Genomic DNA, 22,224 nt, shown 5'->3' on the forward strand with positions numbered 1-22,224 from the left:
CTCGCAGGGGGTGATTACTCGTGAACGGTGATTACCAGGGCCGGGCAGACCGCAGCCGCTTCCCGGACCGCGTCGGCCTGATCGGCCGGTGGATTCGCCTCCAGCAGAACGAGAATCCCGTCCTCCTCGCGCTGGTCGAACACCTCCGGCGCGGCGACCACGCACTGGCCGCAGGCGACGCACTTGTCCTCGTCGATCGTGATTCTCATGCGAAACTCCCTATGCTGTGCGCCGATTGGGCCTCGACGACTTCCTGCCGACGCAGGCGGGACTGTTTGGGCATGTTCCAGCCGACGACGCCGGTGACCCGGCCGGCGAGCCGGTAGCGGGCCACGAACCGGCCCTCGGCGAGGGAACCCTCGACGATCTCGGCATCGGCATCGGGCGGCAGGAAGCCGTGGACCTGGATCTTGGCGTCGAACTGATCGGTCCAGAAGTAGGGCACGGGCGTGTAGGGCTGTTCGCCGCCCAGCAGGTTCGTGGCCACGGCGGCGGCCTGCTCGGTCGCGTTGGTCCGGTTCTCCAGCCGGACCATGTCGCCGAGGTGCTCGTGGTAGAAGCGGGCGACATCGCCGACGGCGTAGATCCCTTCGGCCGCACGGCAATACGCATCGCAGACCATCCCGTTGTGCAGGGTGAGGCCGCTGTCGGTGAGCCATTCGGTGTTGGGCGTCGCGCCGATGGCGACCACCACCACATCGGCGGGCAGCCGTTCCCCGGTCCGCAACCGCACCCCGGTGACTTGCCCACTGTCCGAGTCGATTTCGGCCACACCGGCGCCCAGGTGCAGGCGCACGCCGCGTTCGGTGTGCAATTCGCCGAGCCGGGCCGAGACCACCGGGCCGAGTTGTCCGGCCATCGGCGCGGCGAGCGGGCCGACGATCGTGGTGTCGATCCCCATAGTCCTTGCGGTAGCGGCGATCTCGGAGCCGAGCACCCCTTCGCCGATCACGACCAGCCGGGTGGCGCGCAGCAGATCCGCACGCAGGGCGAGCGCGTCGGAGCGGGACCGCAGCACGTGCACGCCCCGCAGCGAATCCGCGCCGGGCAGCGTCCGGGGCCGCACGCCGGTGGCGATGACGACGGCGTCGGCGCGGACCCGCGATCCGGATGCGGTGTGCACCACGCGGTCTGCCACGTCCAGGCGCACCGCCGACTCACCGAGCACCAGGTCCAGATCCAGGTCGCGCAGGTGGTCCGCCGGGCGCAGATCCGCGCGCTGCGGCTCCCACGCGCCGGACAGGATCTGCTTGGACAGCGGCGGGCGGTCGTAAGGTAGTTCGCCCTCCGCGCCGATCATGGTGATGACGCCGCGATATCCGTTGCGGCGCAACGCCTCCGCGGTCGACAGACCGGCGGCCGAGGCGCCGATCACGGCCACGCTGTCGGGAACGTTCATGGGAGACTCTCTTTCGGATCGCGATGTCGGGGTGATCAACTTCCGACTGCAACTTTTCCGAAATCCGGCCGCGGTCACGAGAGAGTGCGGTCCCGAACCGGTGGTGTAGCCCGCTACACCATGCCGACTTACTTCAAGCGTTTGACTTAACCGATGTGCGCGGGTTCACTGGAACGGGAACAACCGAAGGAGGCCCGATGTCCGGCACCGAGGCACGGACCGCGCGGGCCGAGGGGACGCGGGAGCTGATCCTCGCCGCCGCCGAACGGTTGCTCGCCGAACACGGGGTGGCGGCGGTGTCGAGCCGCCGGGTCAGTGAGGCTGCGCGACAAGGGAACAACGCCGCGGTCGGGTATCACTTCGGCAGCAAGGCCGACCTGTTGCGGGCGATCGTGTGCAAGCACACCGCCTCGATCGAGCTGATCCGCGCAGACCTGCTCACCGGGATCGGCGCGTCGGCCGAACTGCGGGACTGGGTGTCCTGCCTGGTGCGGCCGTTCACCGAACACCTTGCGGCACTGGGTAATCCGACCTGGTACGCGCGGTTCGCCGTGCAGGCGGCGGCCGATCCCGCGTACCAGGAGATGATGACCGACGAGGCGTTCAGCTCACCGTCGTTCCAGCGCACCGTCGAGGGTCTGAACAGCTGCCTGCCCGCGCTGCCGCTGCCCGTGCGCCTCGAGCGCCAGCAGATGACCAGTCACCTGCTCCTGCAGGTGTGCGCCGACCGCGAACGCTCGCTCGCGTCCGGCGTGCCGCCCGCCCGATCCAGTTGGGCCGATACCGCGACGGGGCTGATCGACGTCCTCGTCGCACTCTGGCAAGCACCGATCACCATGTGTTGAACAACCGAAAATTGTTGGGAGACAACAGAATGACGAGCACCATCATCTCGACCGACGACGCCTGGCCGGAATTGTCGGAGGTCCCCACGACGCGCGCGACCGCCGCCCCGTTCGATCCGCCGCCCGAGTTGCGCACCTTCCAGGACGCCGGTCCGCTGCACCGGGTCCGGCTCTGGAACGGCGATTCGGCGTGGCTGGTCACCCGGCACGCCGAACAGCGGCGACTACTGGCCGATCCGCGGGTCAGCGCGGATATCGAACGCCCCGGCTTCCCGCATCAGACCCGGCTCGACCCGAACCGGCCCCGCAAGGGACTCAGCTTCATCTCCATGGACGATCCGGAACACTCGCGCCTGCGCCGCATGGTGACCGCGCCGTTCATGATCAAGCGGATGGAGGCCATGCGTCCGGCGGTCCAGCAGATCGTCGACGAGCTGATCGACGAGTTGTTGGCGGGCCCACGCCCCGCCGACCTGGTCGACGCGTTCGCGCTGCCGGTGCCCTCGCTGGTCATCTGTCGCCTGCTCGGCGTGCCCTACGAGGATCACGATTTCTTCCAGGACAACACCAAGGTCGTCATCAAGCGCGACAGCTCCCCCGAGGAACGCAGCGCCGCCACCCTGCGCCTGCACGAATACCTCTACGACCTGATGGGCCGCAAGATCGCCGACCCCGCCGACGATCTGCTGTCCGAACTGGCCGAACGACGGGTCCGCACCGGCGAGCTGACCCGCGAGGAGGCCGCCGACATGGCCCGCCTGCTGCTCATCGCGGGCCACGAGACCACCGCGAACATGATCGCGCTCGGCACCCTGGCCCTGCTCCGGCACCCCGACCAACTCGCCCTGCTGCGCGAGAGCGACGACCCGGACACGGTCGCGAGCGCGGTCGAGGAACTGCTGCGCTACCTGAACATCGCGCACAGCGGGCGACGCCGCGTGGCCACCGCGGACATCGAGATCGCCGACACCGTCATCCGCGCCGGCGAGGGACTCGTCCTGGTCAACGAGATCGCCAACCGCGATCCCGCCGTCTTCCCCGATCCGGACCGCCTCGACATCCGCCGCACGGCCAGACAGCACGTCGCCTTCGGCTTCGGCGTCCACCAGTGCCTGGGACAACCGTTGGCGCGCATGGAATTACAGGTCGTCTACGGCACCCTCTACCGCCGCATCCCCACCCTGCATCTGGCCATCGACTTCGATCAGGTCCAGTTCAAACACGACGGATTCGTCTACGGCGTCTACGACCTGCCCATCACCTGGTGACCGTCCGGAACCTCGGTCTCCCCGCACACCCGGCGCACCAGATCGGCGACTGCTGCGACGGCGGCCGAGGTTCCCGTTTCCCGTTGCGCGAGAAGGAGTTCCCGGCCTCGCTGGTCTGTAACGGGAGATAGGTGACACCACCCAAGCCCAGGCTGCGGACCGGTTCGCGGCGAGCGCATCGATCGCCGCCACGATCCGCCGGGCGTGCTCGGCGAAACGCTCACCCGCACCGGTGATCTCGATCTAGTGCGTGGACCACACAATTTGATCCTTACACTACGGAATTATGCTCCCGTAACTTCTCATGGTTGATTCTGATCAGCAAAATTACCGCTACTTCCACGAGTAAGTAACAGCACGCCAAAATGATCACGTAGCCAATGGAGAGCAAACGCGCCGCCTCGATAGAAAATCGAGCGCCGATAAATGTTATCACGGGAAGGCAGATGACGAGGAGCGCCGCAGTGACTGTGCGCGTCCACCTGGGAAGTCGGCGGCGCACCAAAAAGATCGGGCTTGCCACTATCGCAACAGCAATGACCGCCAAATAAGAAAAATACGCCAGCCGATCGACGTAACTCGTAGAATCCCAGCCAATGGAATTAACCTGGCGATCGGCCTCCCAACTACTGCCCACGGCCATTACGATACTCAGCAAGTAAATTTGAGGATGACTACGCCACCCTTGTTTTTCGGCTGATTTCATACCTACTTTACCGACCACGGCGCAGTTCCGTTCAAGCGTGACGAGTCGTTGAAAGTCGAGGACTCGGAATCTGGCCATTTACCGTTCGGAAACGAGGAGTTATCGGTCGTCGCCGACATCAATGCGAACATTTGTGATGTCTCCGCTGCGATGAGTGCCGTAATCGCTATGACAATACCCGTGATCGATATAGAGGTTTCCGCCCCCGTAGCAATGACAGTCGCGATGCCTGCCAGGCACAACACTCCTGAACCAAGTTCCACGATCATGCTAACCATGGCGGCGATTGCATTATAGAGTATTCCCAGCAAAGCCGCATAGAATGTCAACCCGGCAGTGGCGACGATAGCGAGTGATGTGGCTGCCTTATCCGCGATGTCGCCGATCCGTTTAGTTGCATTATTCTGAACAGTACTAGTAGATTTATACGACTGCTCAGCGGCGCCCTGCCACTCCCTCATCGCTCGCGACTGGTCAGGATTCAGATCGCCTGCTATTTGAGTCACAGTTCCACGAATCTCGTACCAGTCCCATGCCTTTATCGCCATGTACACTGGAGCTGCAATCCCTTTGAGTAGATCCTTGATTGTGCTGTACAGCCACTTTCCGAATTTTATGATCTCCTTTCCGCAGTATCGAATCGCCGACTCCATGGCATCGGTCACCCACCATTGGGCGGTAGCGCTGTCCACAACGGCGGGGACACCATTTACTTTCTCGGACAGAATTCCGAGCTGGTCCTCGATCTTCTTAATTATCGACTCGAACTGTTCGACACTGAAATCCATTACTTGGTCAAACCTCTCTCACCAAAGATCTTTCAGCTGGGCCGCGTAGTGTTGATCCTCGTAATCATAAGTGTCGGCCGCTTTCTTCAATGCAGCCGATATTTGGGAAAATGCTGCAGCACCTTCTTTGGTACGACTCGATGCATAGTCGATTACTGCGGAATGTGCGTTGACGATCTCTTGAAATATCCCTGCTTCAGTTCTATTAAATTTCAGACCAGCTATTTTGGATGAGACATTACCGATGGTCTGAGACTCCTTTGACCATGTCGTAGCTTCGGTTCGAAGATCGTCCGTGGCAACTTTGATTTGCCGCGCTGACGGGTGTGGGGACATGCTGAAACCTTTCTACTGACCAAGCTTGCTGATGGACACAATCGCATCTGCTGCAATCCGATCAGCTGCCGATCGAGACCTACCGGCAGCTGTGAAGCGGGAAAGGCGACCGGATGCCTCCGCTACCGCCTCATTGACCGCCCAGGACAACGTTCCGCCGGTACGACCACTAGCCCACCCTGCTGCGATGTGGCAGTCGATGAGCACCCCGTCCGGCGACAAGATCACAGTGACGGCGTCGCCCAATTCTTGACAGTTGGCGACGATGTTCCCATGACTACCCGACTCCGTCCCTGTCTCGACGAGCGTCAAGACTTCGTCGAGAATTTGGTCGAGCGACGGATTCGTACGATAGTCGAGTGGCAGCGCCGCATTCATATTTATCGGAGTGGCAGGATAATCTTCGGGCCTCATTTCCTGAAGGTGATCCAGGACGGATTCTTCAACCATGGCCGATGCGGTTTCCGATGCGGCTGCACGTTCCGCGGCCCTCGCTGCCTCTGTTACTGCGGCGCTGACCGATGGCGCAGATAGACCACGTTCCCAGTCATCAGCAACATAGAGTTCAAGAAAACGAATCTGAGGCCCAACAGTAACCGTGACCAGTCCGGATGAATCGTAGCCGGATACTCTATTCGGAGTCGCAACCGAATTAAACCGTTGCAGCCAATCCTGCGTATAAGCGTGATAACGTGCAATATTGGATAGTAGTTCGTCATTCATCGCAGTACCTTTCAGTTCACGTCAGAATCGGTATTCGCCGACCGATATCATCGCGTACCGAACCCCTGGGGAATTCATCTGATCGGCATGTGGCATCGAAGCGGCCAATACGCCGGTCCAGGCAAGCTACCCGTTGTTACTTATCATCTCTAACGAATCTCCCCACCTTCCCCCGTTGTGTTAATGTTGAGCCTCAGCGCTGGGCGACTCTATTAAAGCACATCTTTCGCCTCGACAACCTTCCAGTTTCCCCACTCTTCGTCGCTGCGCTCCGCTGCAGCTGGTCAGGTCGGTACGGTGTCGATCGGACGTCGGCTCGAGTTCTGGCAGGTCCTGCCCAGTTATGTTGTGATGTCAATCGATCCGCCCGCCATGCCTCGTGCGACCGGCTGCCGCCGCACAGACCCTGTTGAATAACAGCGATCGACTATAGTGTAGGTGGACAGGAACTTCCAACCCGGTGGTGATGATTCTATGAGCTGCACTTCGAAATCAATGTACGGCAGAAATTCGAATTCCAGTGGGGTGCGATGCCTTGGGCTTGAAACGTGGAGGTGCAATGGACATCGCTGATTTCGACGCAGCCCTAGCGGCAATCGATAGAAAAACTCGGAAACCTGCAGTCGCAGATCAACATCCCACGACAGCAGGGGGTTCGGCGAGTTCCCGGGACGGTCTCATCACAGTCGCCGTCAGCGCTGAGGGAGTGCTGACGCAGATCAGTTTGGCCGAGGATACTTTCCAGCGTAGCAGCCCGGATCGTCTCGGACATTCGATTGTCGCGACGATTCGATCGACGGCACCGGCAAGACGTGTAGGCGCGGGGACAACTGCATCAACCGAATCTACACAAAATTCTCATAACTTCGAGGCGAAGTCAGTCGATGGCGGCGTGCGAGTAACGCTCGATCCGTACGGAATTGTATCCGCAGTGTATATCGCGAAAAATGTGTTCCGTACATCAACTCCATTACGACTGTCGGCTGCAATCATCCAGACTGCTCGGCAGGCTAATCGGCGATCGCGGAACACCCGGCCCGCCGTCACGCCGATATCTTCGGCCCCTGAACGTTCTGCCGCACCCCAAGTAGCCCCGCTGCCGCAAACAATGTCAAGGAATACATCCCAGGGATCCACAGCTCCGCCGCCGTGGGATCCTTACCAGCGCCGATCGAAGCGATACGATCGCAATGAAGTTGTCGGGCCTTCGGATTGGGACGAGGACCTCGGATACAGCAGCGATCCTCCACCATCCTGGTTGCAGTGACCGATCGAGCCACACTGGGGCCTACCAGCGTTCGTGTTCGTCCTCGTGTTGGCGTTGTACGGCAGTCTCGAACCAGGCGTTGAAGCGGGCGGACAGGTCCTTGGCGGTGGCGGGGCGGATGGTGATGTGTTCGCCGAGGACTCGCAGGTAGCGGCCGTCGGTGAAATCGCACCACGAAACCTCGTGTGCGGGTTGGGGATTCGCGTGGATCGGGCCGACCAGGAGTGCGGCGGTGCCGTTTCCGTCGACGCGACCCGACAGCAGTCGGCGGTAGCGTTCTGCTGGTGTTTTGCCGGTGGCGGATTGGTGGTTGTCGCGAAGATCGTTGGGGTGCACGATGATCGGTTGCGCTGTGCCCGGTTCCCGGCCCCGGATCGCCGTGACCAGGCCGGCGCCGAGTTGCTCGGGGCGGTACGAGTGGACGCGGATCCGGCCGTCGATCTGGCCCTCGGTGAGTTGGTACAGCACCGTGGCGTGGTGCGGATTCCGGGCGCCGATGATCCGGTAGGCCCGGGGTTTCCCTTCGCTGCCTTTGTATTTCGTTGTACTGCCGAGGATTTCGACACGCATGTCCGAGGTGGTCACGGTGTGCAGCGCCAGATCGATCTGGTCGAGTTCATCCACGCCGTATCGTGCACGCACGGCGGGACGATGCAGTTCGAACTCGTCACGGTAGGCGAACCGGCTGGTGAACCGCAGCAGACCCGGAATCCTGTCGTTGGCGTCGCTGAACCACAGCGCCGCGAAATCGTCCGGCTCCCAAGCCCATTCCGGCATACGTCTGTTCCCATCGATCTTTCCGGTGCCACCACCGCTATACGAAATATTGGCCTGCGTGGATTCTGTTCACTATTCCGGAGGCGGTGTTTTCGCGCTACCGAAATCTGCACCGATAACTCCACCGGGAATTGTTTTATCGAGTTCACCGATGAGGAGTTCACCATTCTCGACATTCGTCAAATACTCGGCCGTCTTGTGTACCTTGTCCTCGTCACGCTTACCCTGATTAGCGCCACCCATACCACCCATATTATTCATTCCGGCGCTGGAGGTACCCGAGCGGGAATTCGCCGCAGCAGCCGCGGCAGCGGCATTCGGAGTACCCGTTCCGGGCACGCTGCGACCCGCGCCGCCACCGGACGAGTTGTCACCGGCGTTTCCGCCGAGCCCGCCGGTTCCGCTGTACGCGCCGGTACCGCTGTAGGAACTGGGTGTGACGCTGCTGGGAGTGGTGCTGTCCAGCGAAGACGGTGTCGTGGACGCGTTACTCGACGTGTTCGCGTTGCTGCTGTTCGGATTCGTCGACTGATTCTGATTGTTCGACTGATTCTGATCGGTCGAATCCTTCGAATCCTTCGAGTTCTTGTCACTCGAATTCTTGTCTTTCGAATTCGTACTGTCGGGCCCGGTACTCGTTGTCGGAGCAGTGGGTCCAGGATTGGTGACACCCGGCCCGGGATTCTTGTCGGTCTTGATCGGATTCAAGCTGGCTGGGAGCACAGGTAAAGAACTGTCGGTCTTTTTGAACTCGGTCACGTAATGCTGCAGCATGGCCGACCGTGTGTCCGACTCGTTCTGCGTGCGAGTGTGCTCCTCGCTCTGGGCTTGTGCCCGCCCCAGGAACGGGATATTCGTCGTCCACGAGTGCTGAGCGGCGGGCTTGATCCCGTTCTTCGTCTTGACCACCGCATCCGCGGCGGTACTGATGCCCGTGCCGATCCCGGACAGCAGATCAGTCAGATTCGCCGCATCCTTGGTGTACTCACTGATCGCCGCCTTCGCGGCCTCTGCGGACGCACCCTCCCACGCCTCGGTGATCGACCTGTTGATCGAACGCTTGAACGTCTCCAATCCCTGATCGAACTCACTCGCCATAGTCGCGTACTTCACCGCCTGCGCTTGGGCGTCCGTGGTATCGAGATGCTCGAAAGCATCCTGGATGTCCTGCCGACTCCACGCGAAAACATTCTCCCCATCATGCGGGATCCGAGCAGGCTCGTTCTGCGCCGTCATGTCAACTCACTGCACATTCTTGAACAACTGCGGCATCACACCCGGCAACGACTGGGTGATGGTCGACAAACGCTCCGGAGCCGGAGCCTGCTGCGGCAGATCAGCCTCAAGCTTCTTGTACTTCGCAGCCTGCGCCTCGTCGTGAGCCGTCATCTGCTCACGAATGGTGCGGAACAGAGTCTGGAAATCGTCAACCGTCTCCCGATGAGAGGTTAAGATATCATAGACGCTATTTTTGTCCTGCGCGCCCATTGCCTTTGACCTCCAGCGTGCGACCATCGTCTTCGCAGAAATAAGATCGAGGTCACCTTTTGCAACATGATCCTCGCCAAGCCCCCAATGCTCTTGATGAGAAATCGCTCTCGCTATAGTTTGAATACTTCTGATCTGATTTTTGAAATAGGTGCAGTCCCGATCCAGGTATACGAATTCACTGAGCTCCATCCGAACCGTGAGATTACCAGCCTTCGCCTCATTGATCAGACTCGTCAGCGGTCTCTGAGGCTCTATGACTATCGCCGTCAGTCATACTTCGCTCCCTCCCTTGCGTTTCTACTACTTACGCCGTTGCGGGTATAACCGCGCCAACTTTTTCGGCCAACCCGCGCGCGAGCTGACATGTGTCCTTCTTGCCCGTCTTAGGTAGATACGCTGGATTATCGAGGTTGAACTCGAGGCTTCCACCCTTGAGTTCGATGTTGACGGTGCAGCCAGCAGGATCTGCGTTGTCGCCCTGACGGGTGGATATAGCATGCCGACCGGCGATCACGAACTCGTGAGTATCCGGGAAATGCTTGTTACGGACGCTGTCGACGGTCAGATTCGTTCTCTGAATTGTCGCCCCGTACCCGTCCGGATCGGACCAGACGCAACCGCGCCACAGGACCTTCCCGGCGTCGGCTTGGAAGTCATTCGGCAGCTTGCCCTGCAGCCCCTCCGACTCCATGATGCTCTGCGGGATGTCGTTGCAGGGATCGAACCCTGTGGGCACCTGTACTGGCGTCGTGGTGGTGGCGCTGCTGCTCGCGGTGGACCCGCCGGAGGTTGAGCATCCGGTGAGTGTGAGGACGACAGCCCCGGTAGTCAGTACTGCCGAGACGACGCCTCGCCTGATCATGGAGATCCTTTCGCCACCGGTGCACGGATGTGTCCGCCCGGGGCCGGATCGGCGCCCTGCCCCCTTTGAAATCTGGGCCAACCGTACACGTTCGGTTCTGAGGCCAGCAACCGGTGATCGGTGGTTTGGAGATGTCCAGCACGGCATATCGGGGACGAACTGGTTGGGGACTGTCCGGACCGGCGCGGCGCATCTGGCGGCCGGCCGCTCGGCTGCCGAATGCTGAGGTCGGTAGGTGCTGTCGGGTCGATTCGGTCAGGTTCGGGCTGGTGAGCAGATCGGGCATTGTTCGGGGGGATCCGACGGGTGGGGGTGGCCGAACTCGATGAGGCTGGTCCAGCAGGCTCGGATCACGGCGCAGGTTTCGAAGGTGCAGTGGGCGTGGATGCTGCTGTTGATGACGGCGTGCATGTCGGGCGCGGGCAGTGGGTGGCTGGGGTGGTCGTGGAATGTGTTGTCGGACATCAGAATCCCCTGTGGGCGACGTCGGCGGGGACGAGATGTCCGGGTGTGGTCAAGCGGTGTTTGGCTTGTGCTTTGAGCGGGCAGGTCGTGGCTGTGCATTCCAGGTGTTTCTGCATGATGACGTGGGCGCAATCGATCGTCATGATCGGCAATCGGTGATGGTCGATTACTGGAATATCGAGCATGGAATACTCCAAATCAGTTTAGGCGCATTGGATTTCCCGGCGGCCGAGACCAATCAGGTTGTGTTGCAAATACATTGGTGAGCGGAATAGCTGGCCGCCGGGCCGGAACAAGTAGTACGCTGCCGGGCAAGAGCGTGGAAGCTCTCGGTGGGAGAATCCCGGAAAATACTGTGCCGCTTCCACAATGACGCTCCACACCCATTCCAAAATTCGAGTCGAAGGACAGCGAGGTCATGCGATGACCGGTTCGGCCGTGCCCCGACGCATGTTGGGTCGAGAACTGAAAAAACTGCGCGAGCAGTGCGGTATGGCGGTGGTGGTCGCCGCCGAGGCGATCGAAGCGTCACCGCAAACCCTGTGGCGGATCGAGTCCGGGCAGCAGGGGCCGAAGCTGAAAGAGTTGTACGTCAGGGTGTTGTGTGAGATGTACGGTGCGCCAGCGGATCTCACCGAGGCGTTGGTCGGGCTCGTGGCCGAGACGAAGAAACCGGGGTGGTGGCACAGCAACTTCGCCGATCTCATCCCAGCACACTTCGATCTCTTCATCGGCCTCGAAGAGGTCGCTGAACGGATGACGAGCTTCCAGCTGACCTTGATTCCCGGCCTGTTGCAGACACCCGAGTATCGGCGCGCGCTCGTCTGGGTGGACTTCCCGAATCGCCCTGCGAGCGAACTGGAACCGATTTTCGAGATGCACAGACGACGCATCGCTCGTCTCGACGACAGTGCTGATACGTTCGAGTTTCGAGTGCTGCTGAGCGAATCGGTCCTACACCATCAAGTCGGCGGACCGGGCGTGATGCAGGACCAACTCGAATATCTCGCGAAAGTTGGTATGGCACAGAATATTTCGATCCGGATCGTTCCGCACGGGGTCGGTAGCCACTTGGGCCTGCTCGCGGGTTCGTTTGTCCTGATGGAGTTTCCGTCCCAGCCCACCTCACGGCTGACCGAACCGCCCCTGGTGTATGTGCAGGGTTTCACGGGCGCTCTCTACCTCGATCAGGAATCCGAGATCGCCCATTATCGACGGGCAGTGGCCGAGATCAACCGAGTAGCATTGGACGAAAGCGCGAGCAGGGACCTGCTCACGAAGGTGGCAAGGGAGTATCTGCCATGACTGTAGATCTAAGCGGCGCAACATGGTTCAAGAGCACAAAGTCGCCCAGCCAGGACACCTGCGTCGAGGTAGCCCACCTCACCGACGACATGGTCGGCGTCCGAGACTCCACCAACCCCACCGGCCCGGCCCTGGTCTTCCCGCCCACAGCCTGGGATGCCTTCACCGACGCCCTCCACTCCGGCCACTACGACCTCCCTTGACAACGCAGCAGCTCTGACCGACGCATCAATCCCTTCCACTTCGGCTACCCGACCATCCTCGGGCAACCGAAGCACCCTCGAAGTCGGTGCCGCCGTATTCCTCGTTCTTCAAAACCGTTGATCACATGCTCCTTACTCCCGCGACGAGTCGCCGACGTGGCCGGGGTGCGGACCTCGACCGCGAGGTACAACCTCCCCGCACACCCGGCGCACCAGATCGGCGACCGCCGCGACGGCGGCCGAGGCTCCCGTTTCCCGTTGCGCGAGAAGGAGTTCCACGGTCTCACTGGTCTGTAGCGGAAGATAGGTGACGCCGTCCAGGCCCAGGCTGCGGACCGGTTCGGGGGCGAGCGCGACGCCCAGCCCCGCGGCGACCGATACCGCGAGCGTGGCGGTCTCGCCGACTTCGAGTACTCGCGGCCGAAACCCTGCTCTCGCACAGGCTTCCAGCACGCGATGGTGCATCCAGGAGCGAGCGTCCGAGAGGTGGGTGACGAACGTTTCGTCGGACAGGGCGGCCAGATCGATCGTTTCCGAGGCGGCGAGCGGGTGCGCGGTGGGGAGGACGGCCAGCAACTGTTCGGTCCGCAGTGGTTCGAGCGTGATGGTCGGGTCTTCGCGGCGCTTTCCATCCGATACGTCCTGCTCGGGACCGATCTGCGGGCGGATCAGCGCCAGGTCGTACTGCCCGGCCGCGAGACCGTCGAGCAATTGCGGGGACAGCAGCTCGCCGCGCAGTTGCAGCTCGATGTCCGGTAGTTCGCGGCGGGCCAGATGCGCCAGCCGGGGCAGCACGTCATAGGTGGCGGTGCCGACGAAACCCACCGACACCCGCCCGACGCTGCCGTGCGCGAACGCGGCCATATCCGCGGTCGCGTGATCGACCGCCGCCACGATCCGCCGGGCGTGCTCGGCGAAACGCTCACCCGCACCGGTGATCTCGACCCGGCGCGTGGACCGCTCGAACAACTGCACGCCGAGTTGCGCCTCGAGCTGTTTGATCTGCTGGGACAGCGCGGGCTGGGCGATGTGCGCCCGCGCCGCGGCCCGGCCGAAGTGCCGCTCCTGCACCAGGGCCAGGTAGTAACGCAGCGTCCGGGGATCCATGGACCTCATCTTATCCGGATCTCTTATCAATCACCTTCAAATAGGTATTGGACTGCATGAATGCCGCGGATCTACCGTCGACATGTGAACCAATCCTTCGTGTACGCGGCGGCCCGCACGCCCTTCGGCCGATTCGGGGGTGCGCTGGCCGACCGCCGCCCCGACGATCTCGCCGCGACGGCCCTGACCGCGGTGCTCGCCAAGGCTCCGCGCCTGGAGCCCGCCGCCGTCGACGAGGTGATCTGGGGCTGCGCCAATCAGGCCGGCGAGGACAATCGCAATGTCGGCCGGATGGCGGTGCTGCTGGCCGGACTCCCGACCAGCGTGCCCGCGACCACGGTGAACCGGCTGTGCGGATCGTCCCTCGACGCGACGATGGGCGCGGCACGCGCGATCGAAACCGGCGACGCGGACGTCGTGATCGCGGGCGGCGTGGAATCGATGACCCGCGCGCCCTGGGTGCTGCCCAAACCCTCGCGCGCCTATCCCCCGGGCGACACCGCGGCGGTGTCCACCACCCTCGGCTGGCGACTGGTCAACCCCGATATGCCCGCCGAGTGGACGATCTCACTGGGCGAGTGCAACGAACTGCTGGCCGGACGATTCGGCATCTCACGCGCACGTCAGGACGAATTCGCCGCGCGCTCACACCAATTGGCGGATGCGGCATGGAACGAGGGCTTCTACGACGCGATGGTCGTCGCGTACGGCGGGCTCACCCGCGACGAGGGCATCCGCCCCGGCTCGAGCGCGGAGAAACTCGCCCGACTCGCGCCCTCCTTCCGACCCGATGGTTCCATCACGGCCGGTAACGCCTCACCACTCAACGACGGCGCGGCCGCACTCGTAATCGGCAGCGAGACAACCGATCTCGGCGTCGACCCGCTGGCCCGCATCGCCGGACGCGGCACCTTCGCCCTGGACCCGCAAGACTTCGGTTACGCACCGGTCGAGGCCGCGAACCGGGCACTGGCCCGCGCCGGAATCACCTGGCACGACATCGCCGCGGTCGAACTCAACGAAGCCTTCGCGGTGCAGTCCCTCGCCTGTATCGACGCCTGGACCGCGAACGGATTGACCGACCCCGATCTCGTCAACGCCAAGGGCGGCGCGATCGCGATCGGCCACCCGCTCGGCGCCTCGGGCGCACGGATCGTCGGTACCCTGGCCCATCGGCTCGTGGACAGCGGCGCACGCTGGGGCGTGGCCGCGATCTGCATCGGCGTCGGTCAGGGCCTGGCAGTCGTACTGGAAAATATGCGGGAGGTGCGGTGATGGTGAAGATCTGCGAGAACACCGCCGAGGCGGTCGCCGGGATCGAAGACGGCAGTACCGTGCTGATCGGCGGATTCGGCATGGCGGGCATGCCCGTCGAACTGATCGAAGCACTCATCGAACAGGGCGCCACCGATCTGACGGTGATCTCCAACAACGCCGGAAACGGCGATACCGGCCTGGCCGCGCTGCTGGCTGCCGGGCGCGTCCGCAAGGTGATCTGCTCGTTCCCGCGACAGACCGATTCGTGGGTGTTCGACGGTCTGTACCGGGCCGGGAGGATCGAACTCGAGGTAGTCCCGCAGGGCAATCTGGCCGAAAGGATGCGCGCGGCCGGCGCCGGAATCGGCGCGTTCTACTGCCCCACCGGGGTCGGCACCCAACTGGCCGAAGGTAAGGAAACCCGCGAAATCGACGGCCGCACTTACGTTCTGGAGTATCCCCTGCGCGGTAACGTCGCCCTGATCGGCGCGGACCGATCGGATCGGATGGGCAATCTGGTCTACCGCAGGACCGCCCGGAACTTCGGCCCCGTCATGGCCACCGCCGCCACCACGACCATCGTGCAGGTGCGGGAGGTCGTCGAGACCGGCGCGCTGGATCCCGAGGCGATCGTCACCCCCTGCATCTACGTCGACAAGGTGGTCACCGTATGAACCCCGGCCCGCTGACCAAGGACCAGATGGCCGCGCTGGTCGCCCGCGACATCCCGCCGGGCTCGTTCGTGAATCTCGGCATCGGCCAGCCCACCACGGTCGCGAATCACCTCCCGGCGGGTTCGGGGGTCGTGCTGCACACCGAGAACGGCATGCTCAACATGGGTCCGGCCGCGTCCGGCCCACGGATCGACCCCGATCTCATCAACGCCGGAAAGGTTCCGGTCACCGAGCTGCCCGGCTGCTCCTACTTCCATCACGCCGACTCGTTCGCGATGATGCGCGGCGGCCACCTCGACGTCTGCGTGCTGGGCGCCTTCCAGGTGTCGGCGACCGGCGATCTGGCCAACTGGCACACCGGCGCGCCCGACGCCATCCCCGCCGTGGGTGGCGCGATGGATCTGGCCATCGGCGCCAAACAGGTCTTCGTGATGATGAGCCTGTTCACGAAAGACGGTGTGGCCAAACTGGTTCCGTCCTGCACCTACCCGCTCACCGGGATCGGCTGCGTCTCCCGCGTCTACACCGAACACGCGATCTTCGACCTCGGCCCCGGCGGGGCGCGGATCCGCGAAACCTTCGGCACGACCGTCGGCGAACTCGCGGCCCGTCTCGACATCCCGGTCCGCACAAGCTGATTCGCGCGCGTCGTGCAAATCTCACACAGTTGTGAATGTTCGTTAACTTAAGCGGTATGATCGGGTGGACACAACGGATTGATCGAGCGAGTGTTACCAATCACAACGAGAACACCAGATAACTTATAACCGGGACCACAGCGCACCGCCGACGTTCGCGCGACGTCACGGTGCGGCCCGCTCGCCGATCACCGCACCACGCATACTCGCCGACTCGATCCACACTCCGAGCCGGCGAGTCCGCAGGCAGAGGGCACGATATGCGCAGCACGACCGATCACCGATTCATCACCGATCTGGAACCCGACCGAATACTGCTGGCGCTACTGGCCGTCGAGCGCATCCCGGACTGGTCCCCCGCCCACCGCGACGTCCGGGTGGCGACCCGTGACGAATTCCATCGCCCGCACCGGGTCTACGCGACGGTGACGCCGCTGAACCACTCCGACCGCCAGGTCCTCGAATACACCTGGTCACCTGGGCGTGTCGCGTGGGAGGTGGTGGAGAGCGCGGCCGGTGGCGGCGGCCGCGGCCGGTTCGACATCGAGGAGACCGACGAGGGCACCGAGGTCCGCTACCACGTCGAGGTGCAACTCCCCATCCCTGTCCCCGGTCTGCTTCTCAAACGCAGCGTCTCCCGCGTCAATCATCGGGCGATGCAGAATCTCATCGAATACATCGAGGAGTTCCGCTTGGAGCCGCAACCCGAAATCCCTTGACCCATCCTGGCGGTCGGCATCGCCCTGATCGTGCTCGCCCTCGAACACGGCATCGCTACCTCGCCCACTCCGACCCGAAACCGTTGCGCAGGAATCATTCCCGGATTCCCTGCGATCGCCGATCACAGCATTGACCGACACTGTCACCACACCGGCCGCATCGGGCGGCGACCGAGTCCGTCACGCGCTCGCCGATACCAACTGGGCGGGGGAACGGGTGTGCGCCGGGTCGGGCACCGGGACCGCGGCGAGCAGGCGGCGGGTGTATTCGGCGGCGGGGCGTACGAATACCTCTGTGGCCGGACCGGTTTCGATGATCTCGCCGCCGCGCAGGACGACGACGCGGTCGGCTACCTGATGAACCACCGCCAGGTCGTGGCTGATGAACAGGCAGGCGAAGCCGTATTCCTCGCGCAGGTCGGTGAACAGGTCCAGGATTTCGGCCTGGACCGAGACATCCAGGGCGCTGGTGGGTTCGTCGGCGATCAGCAGGCGGGGTGCGAGTACGAGGGCGCGGGCCAGGGCGACGCGCTGACGTTGGCCGCCGGACAGTTCACCCGGACGGCGGGTGGCGAAATCCCTTGGCAGACGCACCGATTCGAGTAGTTGCCCGACGCGGCCACGCATCAGCGAGCCGGTGGCCACACGGTGCACCAGCAGTGGTTCGCCGATGGACTGTTCGATCGTGCGGCGCGGATCCAGGGATGCGGTGACGTCCTGATGCACCAGGGCGACGTTCTTGCGGACCGCCCGCAGCTCCCGGCCGTTCAGACCGTGCAGCGAAGTGCCGTGCAGCGAAGTGCCGTGCAGCTCAACGCTTCCCGAGGTCAGCGGTACCAGGCCGAGTGCCGCCCGGCCGAGAGTGCTCTTGCCGGAACCGGATTCGCCGACCACACCGATCACCTCCCGGGGCGCGACCGCCAGCGATATCTCGTGCAGGGCGCGAAAACGCTTGCCGCGCGCGCGATAGACGACCGTGAGATCGTCCACCCGCAACACCGGATCCGGTTCGTCCGACACCGGATTCGAATTCGAATCATCCACCGAAACAGCGTGTTCCGATGACTCGGGCAGTCTCGGCACCGCAGCGAGCAACGTCCGCGTATAGCTCTCACGCGGCGCATGGAACAGCTCGTGCACCGCCTGCTGTTCGACGATCCGCCCGGCGCGCATCACCACGACCCGGTCGGCCAACTCGGCCACCACCCCCAGATTGTGACTGATGAACAGAATCGCGGTTCCCCTGCGCTGCTGGAGATTTCGCAGCAGATCCAGGATCTCGGCCTGCACCGTGACATCCAGCGCGGTGGTCGGCTCGTCGGCGATCAGCAGGTCCGGATCGCCCGAGAGCGCCAGTGCGATGACCACCCGCTGCTTCTGCCCGCCGGAGAGCTGATGCGGATACCAGTCCAGGCGCTGGCGCGGCTCCGGAATATCGACCAGCGCAAGCAGTTCCACCGCACGATCGCGGGCATCGGCCTGCGAGATCGGGCCGTGCGCGCGCAACGCCCGCACCAGCTGGGTGCCGATCTTCTGCACCGGATTCAACGCGGTCTGCGGATCCTGGAACACCACGGCCGCGCCGGTGCCACGCAACGCGCGCAACCGGGACTCCTCGGCCCCGACGACCTCGGTCCCACCGAGCAGCACCGAACCCGATGCCCGCGCACCCTCGGGCAGCAGTCCCAGCACCGCCCGCGCGGTCAGCGACTTACCGGACCCGGATTCACCGACCAGCGCGACGATCTCACCGCGCCGGATCTCGAAACCGACCTCCTCGACCACCGTGCGCCGTCCGAAAGTGACCGAGAGCGAACGGATGTCGAGAACGGCGGACTCGGGCTCACGCGCGGCCGACGACCCAACAATGGAACTCATCCGATCCTCCTCGCGCGCCCCAACGCCTGGGCGATCAACAGGAACCCGAGCGTCAATCCGCCGACGACCACCAGCGGCCCGACGACCAACGCCCAGTTCGCATCCATATCCGACATCGATTCCGCCAGAATGGATCCCAGCGACGGATCGGGCGGACGCACCCCGATGCCGATGAAACTCATCGCACCCTCGATGAACACGGCCAGCGACATCGACAGTGCCAGCTGCACGGCGAGTGGTTCGATCACGTTGGGCAGCACATGTTTTCGCAACGTCCACCAGGTCCCCGCGCCGATCACCGCGGCGGCCTCCACATACGGCTGTTCGCGCACCTGCAGGATGGCGGTACGGATCTGGCGGCCGAACACCGGGACCTCGGCCGCCACCACGACGATGAACACCGCATGGATGCCCGGTCCGGTGATCGCGGTCAGCGCGATCGCGAAGATCAGCGCCGGGAAGGCCAGAATCAGATCGAACACCCGCTGCGCCACCACATCCGCGATCGCGTTGGTACTCGCGAGCAGCCCGGACAGCGCCCCGATCAGCGCGGCGATCGGCACCGCGCCGAAGACGATCAGCACGTCGACGCGAATGCCGTACAGCACCCGCGCGAATACGTCGCGGTTCAGATCGTCGGTGCCGAACCAGTGCACGGCACCCGGGCCGACCAGGTTCGCACCCGGAATCTGCTGTAGCGGACTGTATTTCGTCAGCCAACCGGCCAGCACGCCCGCGAGCACAATGACGGCCACGAGCAGCAGTCCGGCCAACCCCTGCCCGCCGCCGAACGCCCGCGCGATCACGGAACGCTGTTCGTCTTCGGATGCATCCCGATCGGCGGTCCCGGGCTCGGCCGCGACGGCGAGGTCGGTCATGAACGTCCTCCGATCCGGATCCGTGGATCCAGCCACGCGTGCACGACATCGGTGAGCAACTGGATGCCCACGAACGCCGCCACCGACAGCAGCAGCACCACCTGCACGACCGGATAGTCCCGGCGACTGATGCCCTGCTCGATGAGCTGCCCCAGCCCGGGCCAGGCGAAGATGGCCTCCACCAGCACCGCGCCGCCCAGCAACTGCCCGGTCTGAATTCCGAGCGCGGTCAGCACCGAGGGCAGCGCATTGCGCAGCGCGCCGCGAATCACGATCTGCCGGTGCGATATTCCCAGCGCGGTCATGGTGAGGATGTAGGGCTTGCCCAGTTCGGTGCGCAGGGCCTCGGTCAGGAACCGGGTCAGCGCCGCGGCGACGGGCAACGCCAGACACACCGCGGGCAGGATCAGATACTGCACCGCGATATCGGGCCGGGCGATGAACCCCGCGGGCGGCACGCCACCGGCGGGCAGGATCGGCACCGCGATGGCGAACACCAACACCAGCAGCACTCCCGTCACGAAGGTCGGCACCGCCACGGCCACCGTATTCGACACCGCCACAACGATATTCAGCCATCTGTTCCGCAACGTCACCGCGGCCACACCGACAACCAGACTCACCACCACCGCCAGCACCAGCGCCGCCACCGTCAGCACCACGGTATTGACCAGACCCTGGCCGACGAGTTCGGTGATCTGCCCGCCGATGATGTAGGAACGGCCCAGCCGGAAGGTGAACAACCCACCGAGCCAGCTCACGTACTGCGCCGGAATCGAGCGATCCAGGCCCAATTGATGCCGGATGGCCGCGACGGTATCGGGCGTCGCGTCCGCACCCGCCAACGTGGTCGCCGGATCCCCGGGCACCAGTCGCAGCAGCAGGAAGATCAGCACCGACGCGGCGAACAGGATCAGCACCGCGGAAGGTAAGCGGCGCAACAGGTATCGGATCATGCCAGGAACGCCTCGGTGAGTAGGGTCTCGCGGCTCTTGGTCCAGGCGTAGCCGTGCACTCGCTTGGCGGCCGCGTATTGCTGTATGTGAGCGCCGATTTCGATGAGGAACAGCCCGTCGAGCAACTGGTCGCTCAGCTCGGCATAGGCATGCTGCGCGTCCGCGCCGATGCCCTGCTTCACCTGCCACGCCCCGTCGGCGGCGGCCACGTAATCACCGGATGCGAAGTGCGAGGCGTTCTTTCGCGCGTTGAACGGATACGCGCTCACGGTCAGGGTCGACGGCACGAACTGCGCCCACGAGTGGTCCAGGATCCACAGACCCGGATACTGGCCGCCGATGAGCTTCTTCACCGCCGTGGCCGGATCGTTCGGATCGAGGATCACCTCGATACCCGCCTCGGCCAGATTGGCCTGCACGATCTGCGCGGCAGCCTGGTAGGACGGAATGTCGGTGCCGTAGGACAGGGTCAGTCTCGACGGTTTCCCGGTCTGCGCCAACAACTCTCGCGCCTTGCCGAGATCGCGCGCGAAGTGGGTGTTGCGGACGCTGTCGTATGCCGGTGAGCTGCGCGGCCACGGCAGATTCAACGGGTACCCGGTCCCCCGGTACACCTCGGCGATGATGCGCTCCCGATCGATCGAATACGCGATCGCCTGCCGCAGCCGCACATCGGCGAGTTCGGGATTCGTCACATTCACCCCGACGTAGATCTGCAATTCCGCCCCGTCGAAGTCGACGGTCTTGAAAGCCGCTGAGCGAGCGAGACTTTGGTTGTCCCGGTAGGCCAGGCTGGCGGCCACCTCGATCCGGCCGGAGCGCAGCGCGTTCAACTGGGCCTGACTGTCGGGAATGATCGACAACTCGACCCGGTCCAGATACGGCCGCTCCGGGATCCGATAGTGCTGATTGCGTTCGAAGACGATGCGTATGTTGGGTTCTCGCTGGGTCAGGCGGAACGGCCCGGTGCCGACGAAGGTGTTCTCGGTCGTCACCTTGTCGAGCGTCTCGCGATCCAGGATCGGCACGGTGTCGAGCAGATCGAAGATATTGCCCAGCGGATGCGCGAAACGCAGCACGATCCGATGCGGGTCGCTGGTGTCGAATCCGGTGACCGCAGCGGCCGTACTCTTCATCTGCGCGGACCATTTCGGATCGGCGTAGGTGCGCAGCGAGAATTCCACGTCCGACGCGGTGAACGGGCGGCCGGTGTGGAAGTGGACGTCCTCGCGCAGTTGCAGGGTGATCGACAGACCGTCGTCGGCGAGCGTCCACGAGGTCGCCAGCAGCGGCGCGGGGTCCAGGCTGTCGTGCGGATACCGCACCAGCGTCTCGTACACCAGGCCGATGACGAACGGCACCGCGCCGGTGTTGGTGAGCAGCCCGGCGGGCGACAGGTCGACCGGAGCGCCGATCTTCAGCGTGCCGCCGCGTACCGGTTTCGCGTTGTCGTCGGCGGCGGCCCGCTGCTCGCCGACCGCCGAGGTGCAGGCCGCGAGCGTGCCGCTGCCCAGGATCGCCAGTGCGGCAACGCTTGTCGCGCGCAGGAAGCTACGGCGATCGGGAGGTGAGGTCATCGAACAGTCCTTGTGGCAACGAACCGCTCGTGGCGGAACTATCGGATGCTGCCGACGTTATCCAGGTACGCACGTCGTGACACCCGTTGTGCGCACCATGCGCGA

At 63.7% G+C, this 22,224-nt stretch carries 25 protein-coding genes; 9 read left to right on the forward strand and 16 right to left on the reverse strand.

The window, feature by feature from the left end; all coding sequences use genetic code 11:
• Window positions 1-14: 14 nt before the first annotated feature.
• Both NRB20_RS23355 and NRB20_RS23360 read right to left on the reverse strand, forming a co-directional pair.
• Complete coding sequence (locus NRB20_RS23355; RefSeq protein ID WP_153412520.1) at window positions 15-209, reverse strand: ferredoxin; 195 nt, start codon at window positions 207-209, stop codon at window positions 15-17.
• Window positions 206-1,399 carry an NAD(P)/FAD-dependent oxidoreductase gene (locus NRB20_RS23360; RefSeq protein WP_153412522.1) on the reverse strand — a complete coding sequence of 398 codons (1,194 nt, stop codon included), beginning with the start codon at window positions 1,397-1,399 and terminating at the stop codon, window positions 206-208. The genes NRB20_RS23355 and NRB20_RS23360 overlap by 4 nt, the downstream gene beginning before the upstream one ends.
• A 197-nt stretch (window positions 1,400-1,596) precedes the next feature.
• Here NRB20_RS23360 and NRB20_RS23365 point away from each other — a divergent pair, with 197 nt between their 5' ends.
• Both NRB20_RS23365 and NRB20_RS23370 read left to right on the forward strand, forming a co-directional pair.
• Window positions 1,597-2,244 carry a TetR/AcrR family transcriptional regulator gene (locus NRB20_RS23365; RefSeq protein WP_153412524.1) on the forward strand — a complete coding sequence of 216 codons (648 nt, stop codon included), beginning with the start codon at window positions 1,597-1,599 and terminating at the stop codon, window positions 2,242-2,244.
• Between the two features lie 29 nt (window positions 2,245-2,273).
• Window positions 2,274-3,512, forward strand: coding sequence for a cytochrome P450 (locus NRB20_RS23370; protein ID WP_153412526.1), 1,239 nt, complete (start codon window positions 2,274-2,276; stop codon window positions 3,510-3,512).
• Window positions 3,513-3,783: 271 nt separating this feature from the next.
• Here NRB20_RS23370 and NRB20_RS23375 read toward each other — a convergent pair whose 3' ends face one another.
• From NRB20_RS23375 to NRB20_RS23415, 9 genes are all read right to left on the reverse strand, one after another.
• Window positions 3,784-4,149: a hypothetical protein gene (locus NRB20_RS23375; protein WP_194289973.1), complete on the reverse strand. Its 366-nt coding sequence runs from the start codon at window positions 4,147-4,149 to the stop codon at window positions 3,784-3,786.
• Between the two features lie 71 nt (window positions 4,150-4,220).
• Complete coding sequence (locus tag NRB20_RS23380) at window positions 4,221-5,006, reverse strand: hypothetical protein (RefSeq protein ID WP_153412529.1); 786 nt, start codon at window positions 5,004-5,006, stop codon at window positions 4,221-4,223.
• An 18-nt stretch (window positions 5,007-5,024) separates the two neighbouring features.
• Complete coding sequence (locus NRB20_RS23385) at window positions 5,025-5,342, reverse strand: type VII secretion target (protein WP_153412530.1); 318 nt, start codon at window positions 5,340-5,342, stop codon at window positions 5,025-5,027.
• Window positions 5,343-5,354: 12 nt separating this feature from the next.
• The gene (locus NRB20_RS23390) at window positions 5,355-6,065 is read right to left on the reverse strand and encodes a hypothetical protein (RefSeq protein ID WP_153412532.1); all 711 of its coding nucleotides are present in this window, start codon (window positions 6,063-6,065) and stop codon (window positions 5,355-5,357) included.
• 1,288 nt (window positions 6,066-7,353) lie between these two features.
• On the reverse strand, window positions 7,354-8,109 hold the full coding sequence (locus tag NRB20_RS23395) for an ESX secretion-associated protein EspG (RefSeq protein WP_153412534.1): 756 nt from the start codon (window positions 8,107-8,109) through the stop codon (window positions 7,354-7,356).
• 72 nt (window positions 8,110-8,181) lie between these two features.
• On the reverse strand, window positions 8,182-9,345 hold the full coding sequence (locus tag NRB20_RS23400) for a WXG100 family type VII secretion target (RefSeq protein WP_153412536.1): 1,164 nt from the start codon (window positions 9,343-9,345) through the stop codon (window positions 8,182-8,184).
• Between the two features lie 6 nt (window positions 9,346-9,351).
• On the reverse strand, window positions 9,352-9,789 hold the full coding sequence (locus NRB20_RS23405) for a hypothetical protein (RefSeq protein WP_194289974.1): 438 nt from the start codon (window positions 9,787-9,789) through the stop codon (window positions 9,352-9,354).
• Window positions 9,790-9,904: 115 nt separating this feature from the next.
• A complete protein-coding gene (locus tag NRB20_RS23410) occupies window positions 9,905-10,462 on the reverse strand; it encodes a DUF3558 domain-containing protein (RefSeq protein WP_153412538.1) in 558 nt (185 codons plus the stop codon).
• 255 nt (window positions 10,463-10,717) lie between these two features.
• Window positions 10,718-10,927, reverse strand: a complete 210-nt coding sequence (locus NRB20_RS23415) for a hypothetical protein (protein ID WP_153412540.1) — start codon at window positions 10,925-10,927, stop codon at window positions 10,718-10,720.
• A gap of 11 nt (window positions 10,928-10,938) precedes the next feature.
• Between NRB20_RS23415 and NRB20_RS23420 the strand changes: the two genes are divergently transcribed.
• The 3 genes from NRB20_RS23420 to NRB20_RS23430 all read left to right on the forward strand — a co-directional run bounded on the left by NRB20_RS23420 (window position 10,939) and on the right by NRB20_RS23430 (window position 12,435).
• The gene (locus NRB20_RS23420) at window positions 10,939-11,193 is read left to right on the forward strand and encodes a hypothetical protein (RefSeq protein ID WP_153412542.1); all 255 of its coding nucleotides are present in this window, start codon (window positions 10,939-10,941) and stop codon (window positions 11,191-11,193) included.
• Between the two features lie 157 nt (window positions 11,194-11,350).
• On the forward strand, window positions 11,351-12,232 hold the full coding sequence (locus NRB20_RS23425; RefSeq protein WP_227833777.1) for a helix-turn-helix domain-containing protein: 882 nt from the start codon (window positions 11,351-11,353) through the stop codon (window positions 12,230-12,232).
• Window positions 12,229-12,435 (forward strand): DUF397 domain-containing protein, encoded by a 207-nt coding sequence (locus NRB20_RS23430; RefSeq protein ID WP_153412544.1) that lies wholly within the window; start codon window positions 12,229-12,231, stop codon window positions 12,433-12,435. The genes NRB20_RS23425 and NRB20_RS23430 overlap by 4 nt, the downstream gene beginning before the upstream one ends.
• 132 nt (window positions 12,436-12,567) lie before the next feature.
• Here the strand turns inward: NRB20_RS23430 and NRB20_RS23435 are convergent, their stop codons facing one another.
• On the reverse strand, window positions 12,568-13,542 hold the full coding sequence (locus tag NRB20_RS23435; protein WP_153412546.1) for a LysR substrate-binding domain-containing protein: 975 nt from the start codon (window positions 13,540-13,542) through the stop codon (window positions 12,568-12,570).
• Window positions 13,543-13,626: 84 nt separating this feature from the next.
• Here NRB20_RS23435 and NRB20_RS23440 point away from each other — a divergent pair, with 84 nt between their 5' ends.
• The 4 genes from NRB20_RS23440 (at window position 13,627) to NRB20_RS23455 (ending at window position 16,830) form a co-directional block, all read left to right on the forward strand.
• Window positions 13,627-14,817, forward strand: coding sequence for a thiolase family protein (locus NRB20_RS23440; RefSeq protein ID WP_319945302.1), 1,191 nt, complete (start codon window positions 13,627-13,629; stop codon window positions 14,815-14,817).
• Window positions 14,817-15,473 (forward strand): 3-oxoacid CoA-transferase subunit A, encoded by a 657-nt coding sequence (locus tag NRB20_RS23445; protein ID WP_153412550.1) that lies wholly within the window; start codon window positions 14,817-14,819, stop codon window positions 15,471-15,473. The genes NRB20_RS23440 and NRB20_RS23445 overlap by 1 nt, the downstream gene beginning before the upstream one ends.
• On the forward strand, window positions 15,470-16,111 hold the full coding sequence (locus NRB20_RS23450) for a 3-oxoacid CoA-transferase subunit B (protein ID WP_153412552.1): 642 nt from the start codon (window positions 15,470-15,472) through the stop codon (window positions 16,109-16,111). Before NRB20_RS23445 ends, NRB20_RS23450 begins: the two co-directional genes overlap by 4 nt.
• A gap of 260 nt (window positions 16,112-16,371) precedes the next feature.
• Entirely contained in the window at window positions 16,372-16,830 is a 459-nt protein-coding gene (locus NRB20_RS23455) for an SRPBCC family protein (RefSeq protein WP_153412554.1), read from the forward strand.
• 180 nt (window positions 16,831-17,010) lie between these two features.
• Here the strand turns inward: NRB20_RS23455 and NRB20_RS23460 are convergent, their stop codons facing one another.
• The 4 genes from NRB20_RS23460 to NRB20_RS23475 are packed head-to-tail and all read right to left on the reverse strand — an operon-like array spanning window position 17,011 to window position 22,119.
• On the reverse strand, window positions 17,011-18,708 hold the full coding sequence (locus NRB20_RS23460; protein WP_153412556.1) for a dipeptide ABC transporter ATP-binding protein: 1,698 nt from the start codon (window positions 18,706-18,708) through the stop codon (window positions 17,011-17,013).
• Complete coding sequence (locus tag NRB20_RS23465; protein ID WP_153412558.1) at window positions 18,705-19,586, reverse strand: ABC transporter permease; 882 nt, start codon at window positions 19,584-19,586, stop codon at window positions 18,705-18,707. The genes NRB20_RS23460 and NRB20_RS23465 overlap by 4 nt, the downstream gene beginning before the upstream one ends.
• The gene (locus NRB20_RS23470) at window positions 19,583-20,542 is read right to left on the reverse strand and encodes an ABC transporter permease (protein ID WP_153412560.1); all 960 of its coding nucleotides are present in this window, start codon (window positions 20,540-20,542) and stop codon (window positions 19,583-19,585) included. The genes NRB20_RS23465 and NRB20_RS23470 overlap by 4 nt, the downstream gene beginning before the upstream one ends.
• Window positions 20,539-22,119, reverse strand: a complete 1,581-nt coding sequence (locus NRB20_RS23475) for an ABC transporter substrate-binding protein (RefSeq protein WP_153412562.1) — start codon at window positions 22,117-22,119, stop codon at window positions 20,539-20,541. Before NRB20_RS23475 ends, NRB20_RS23470 begins: the two co-directional genes overlap by 4 nt.
• Window positions 22,120-22,224: the final 105 nt, after the last annotated feature.

It is taken from the genome of Nocardia macrotermitis, from assembly GCF_009604405.1.
GTDB classification, from domain to species: domain Bacteria; phylum Actinomycetota; class Actinomycetes; order Mycobacteriales; family Mycobacteriaceae; genus Nocardia; species Nocardia macrotermitis.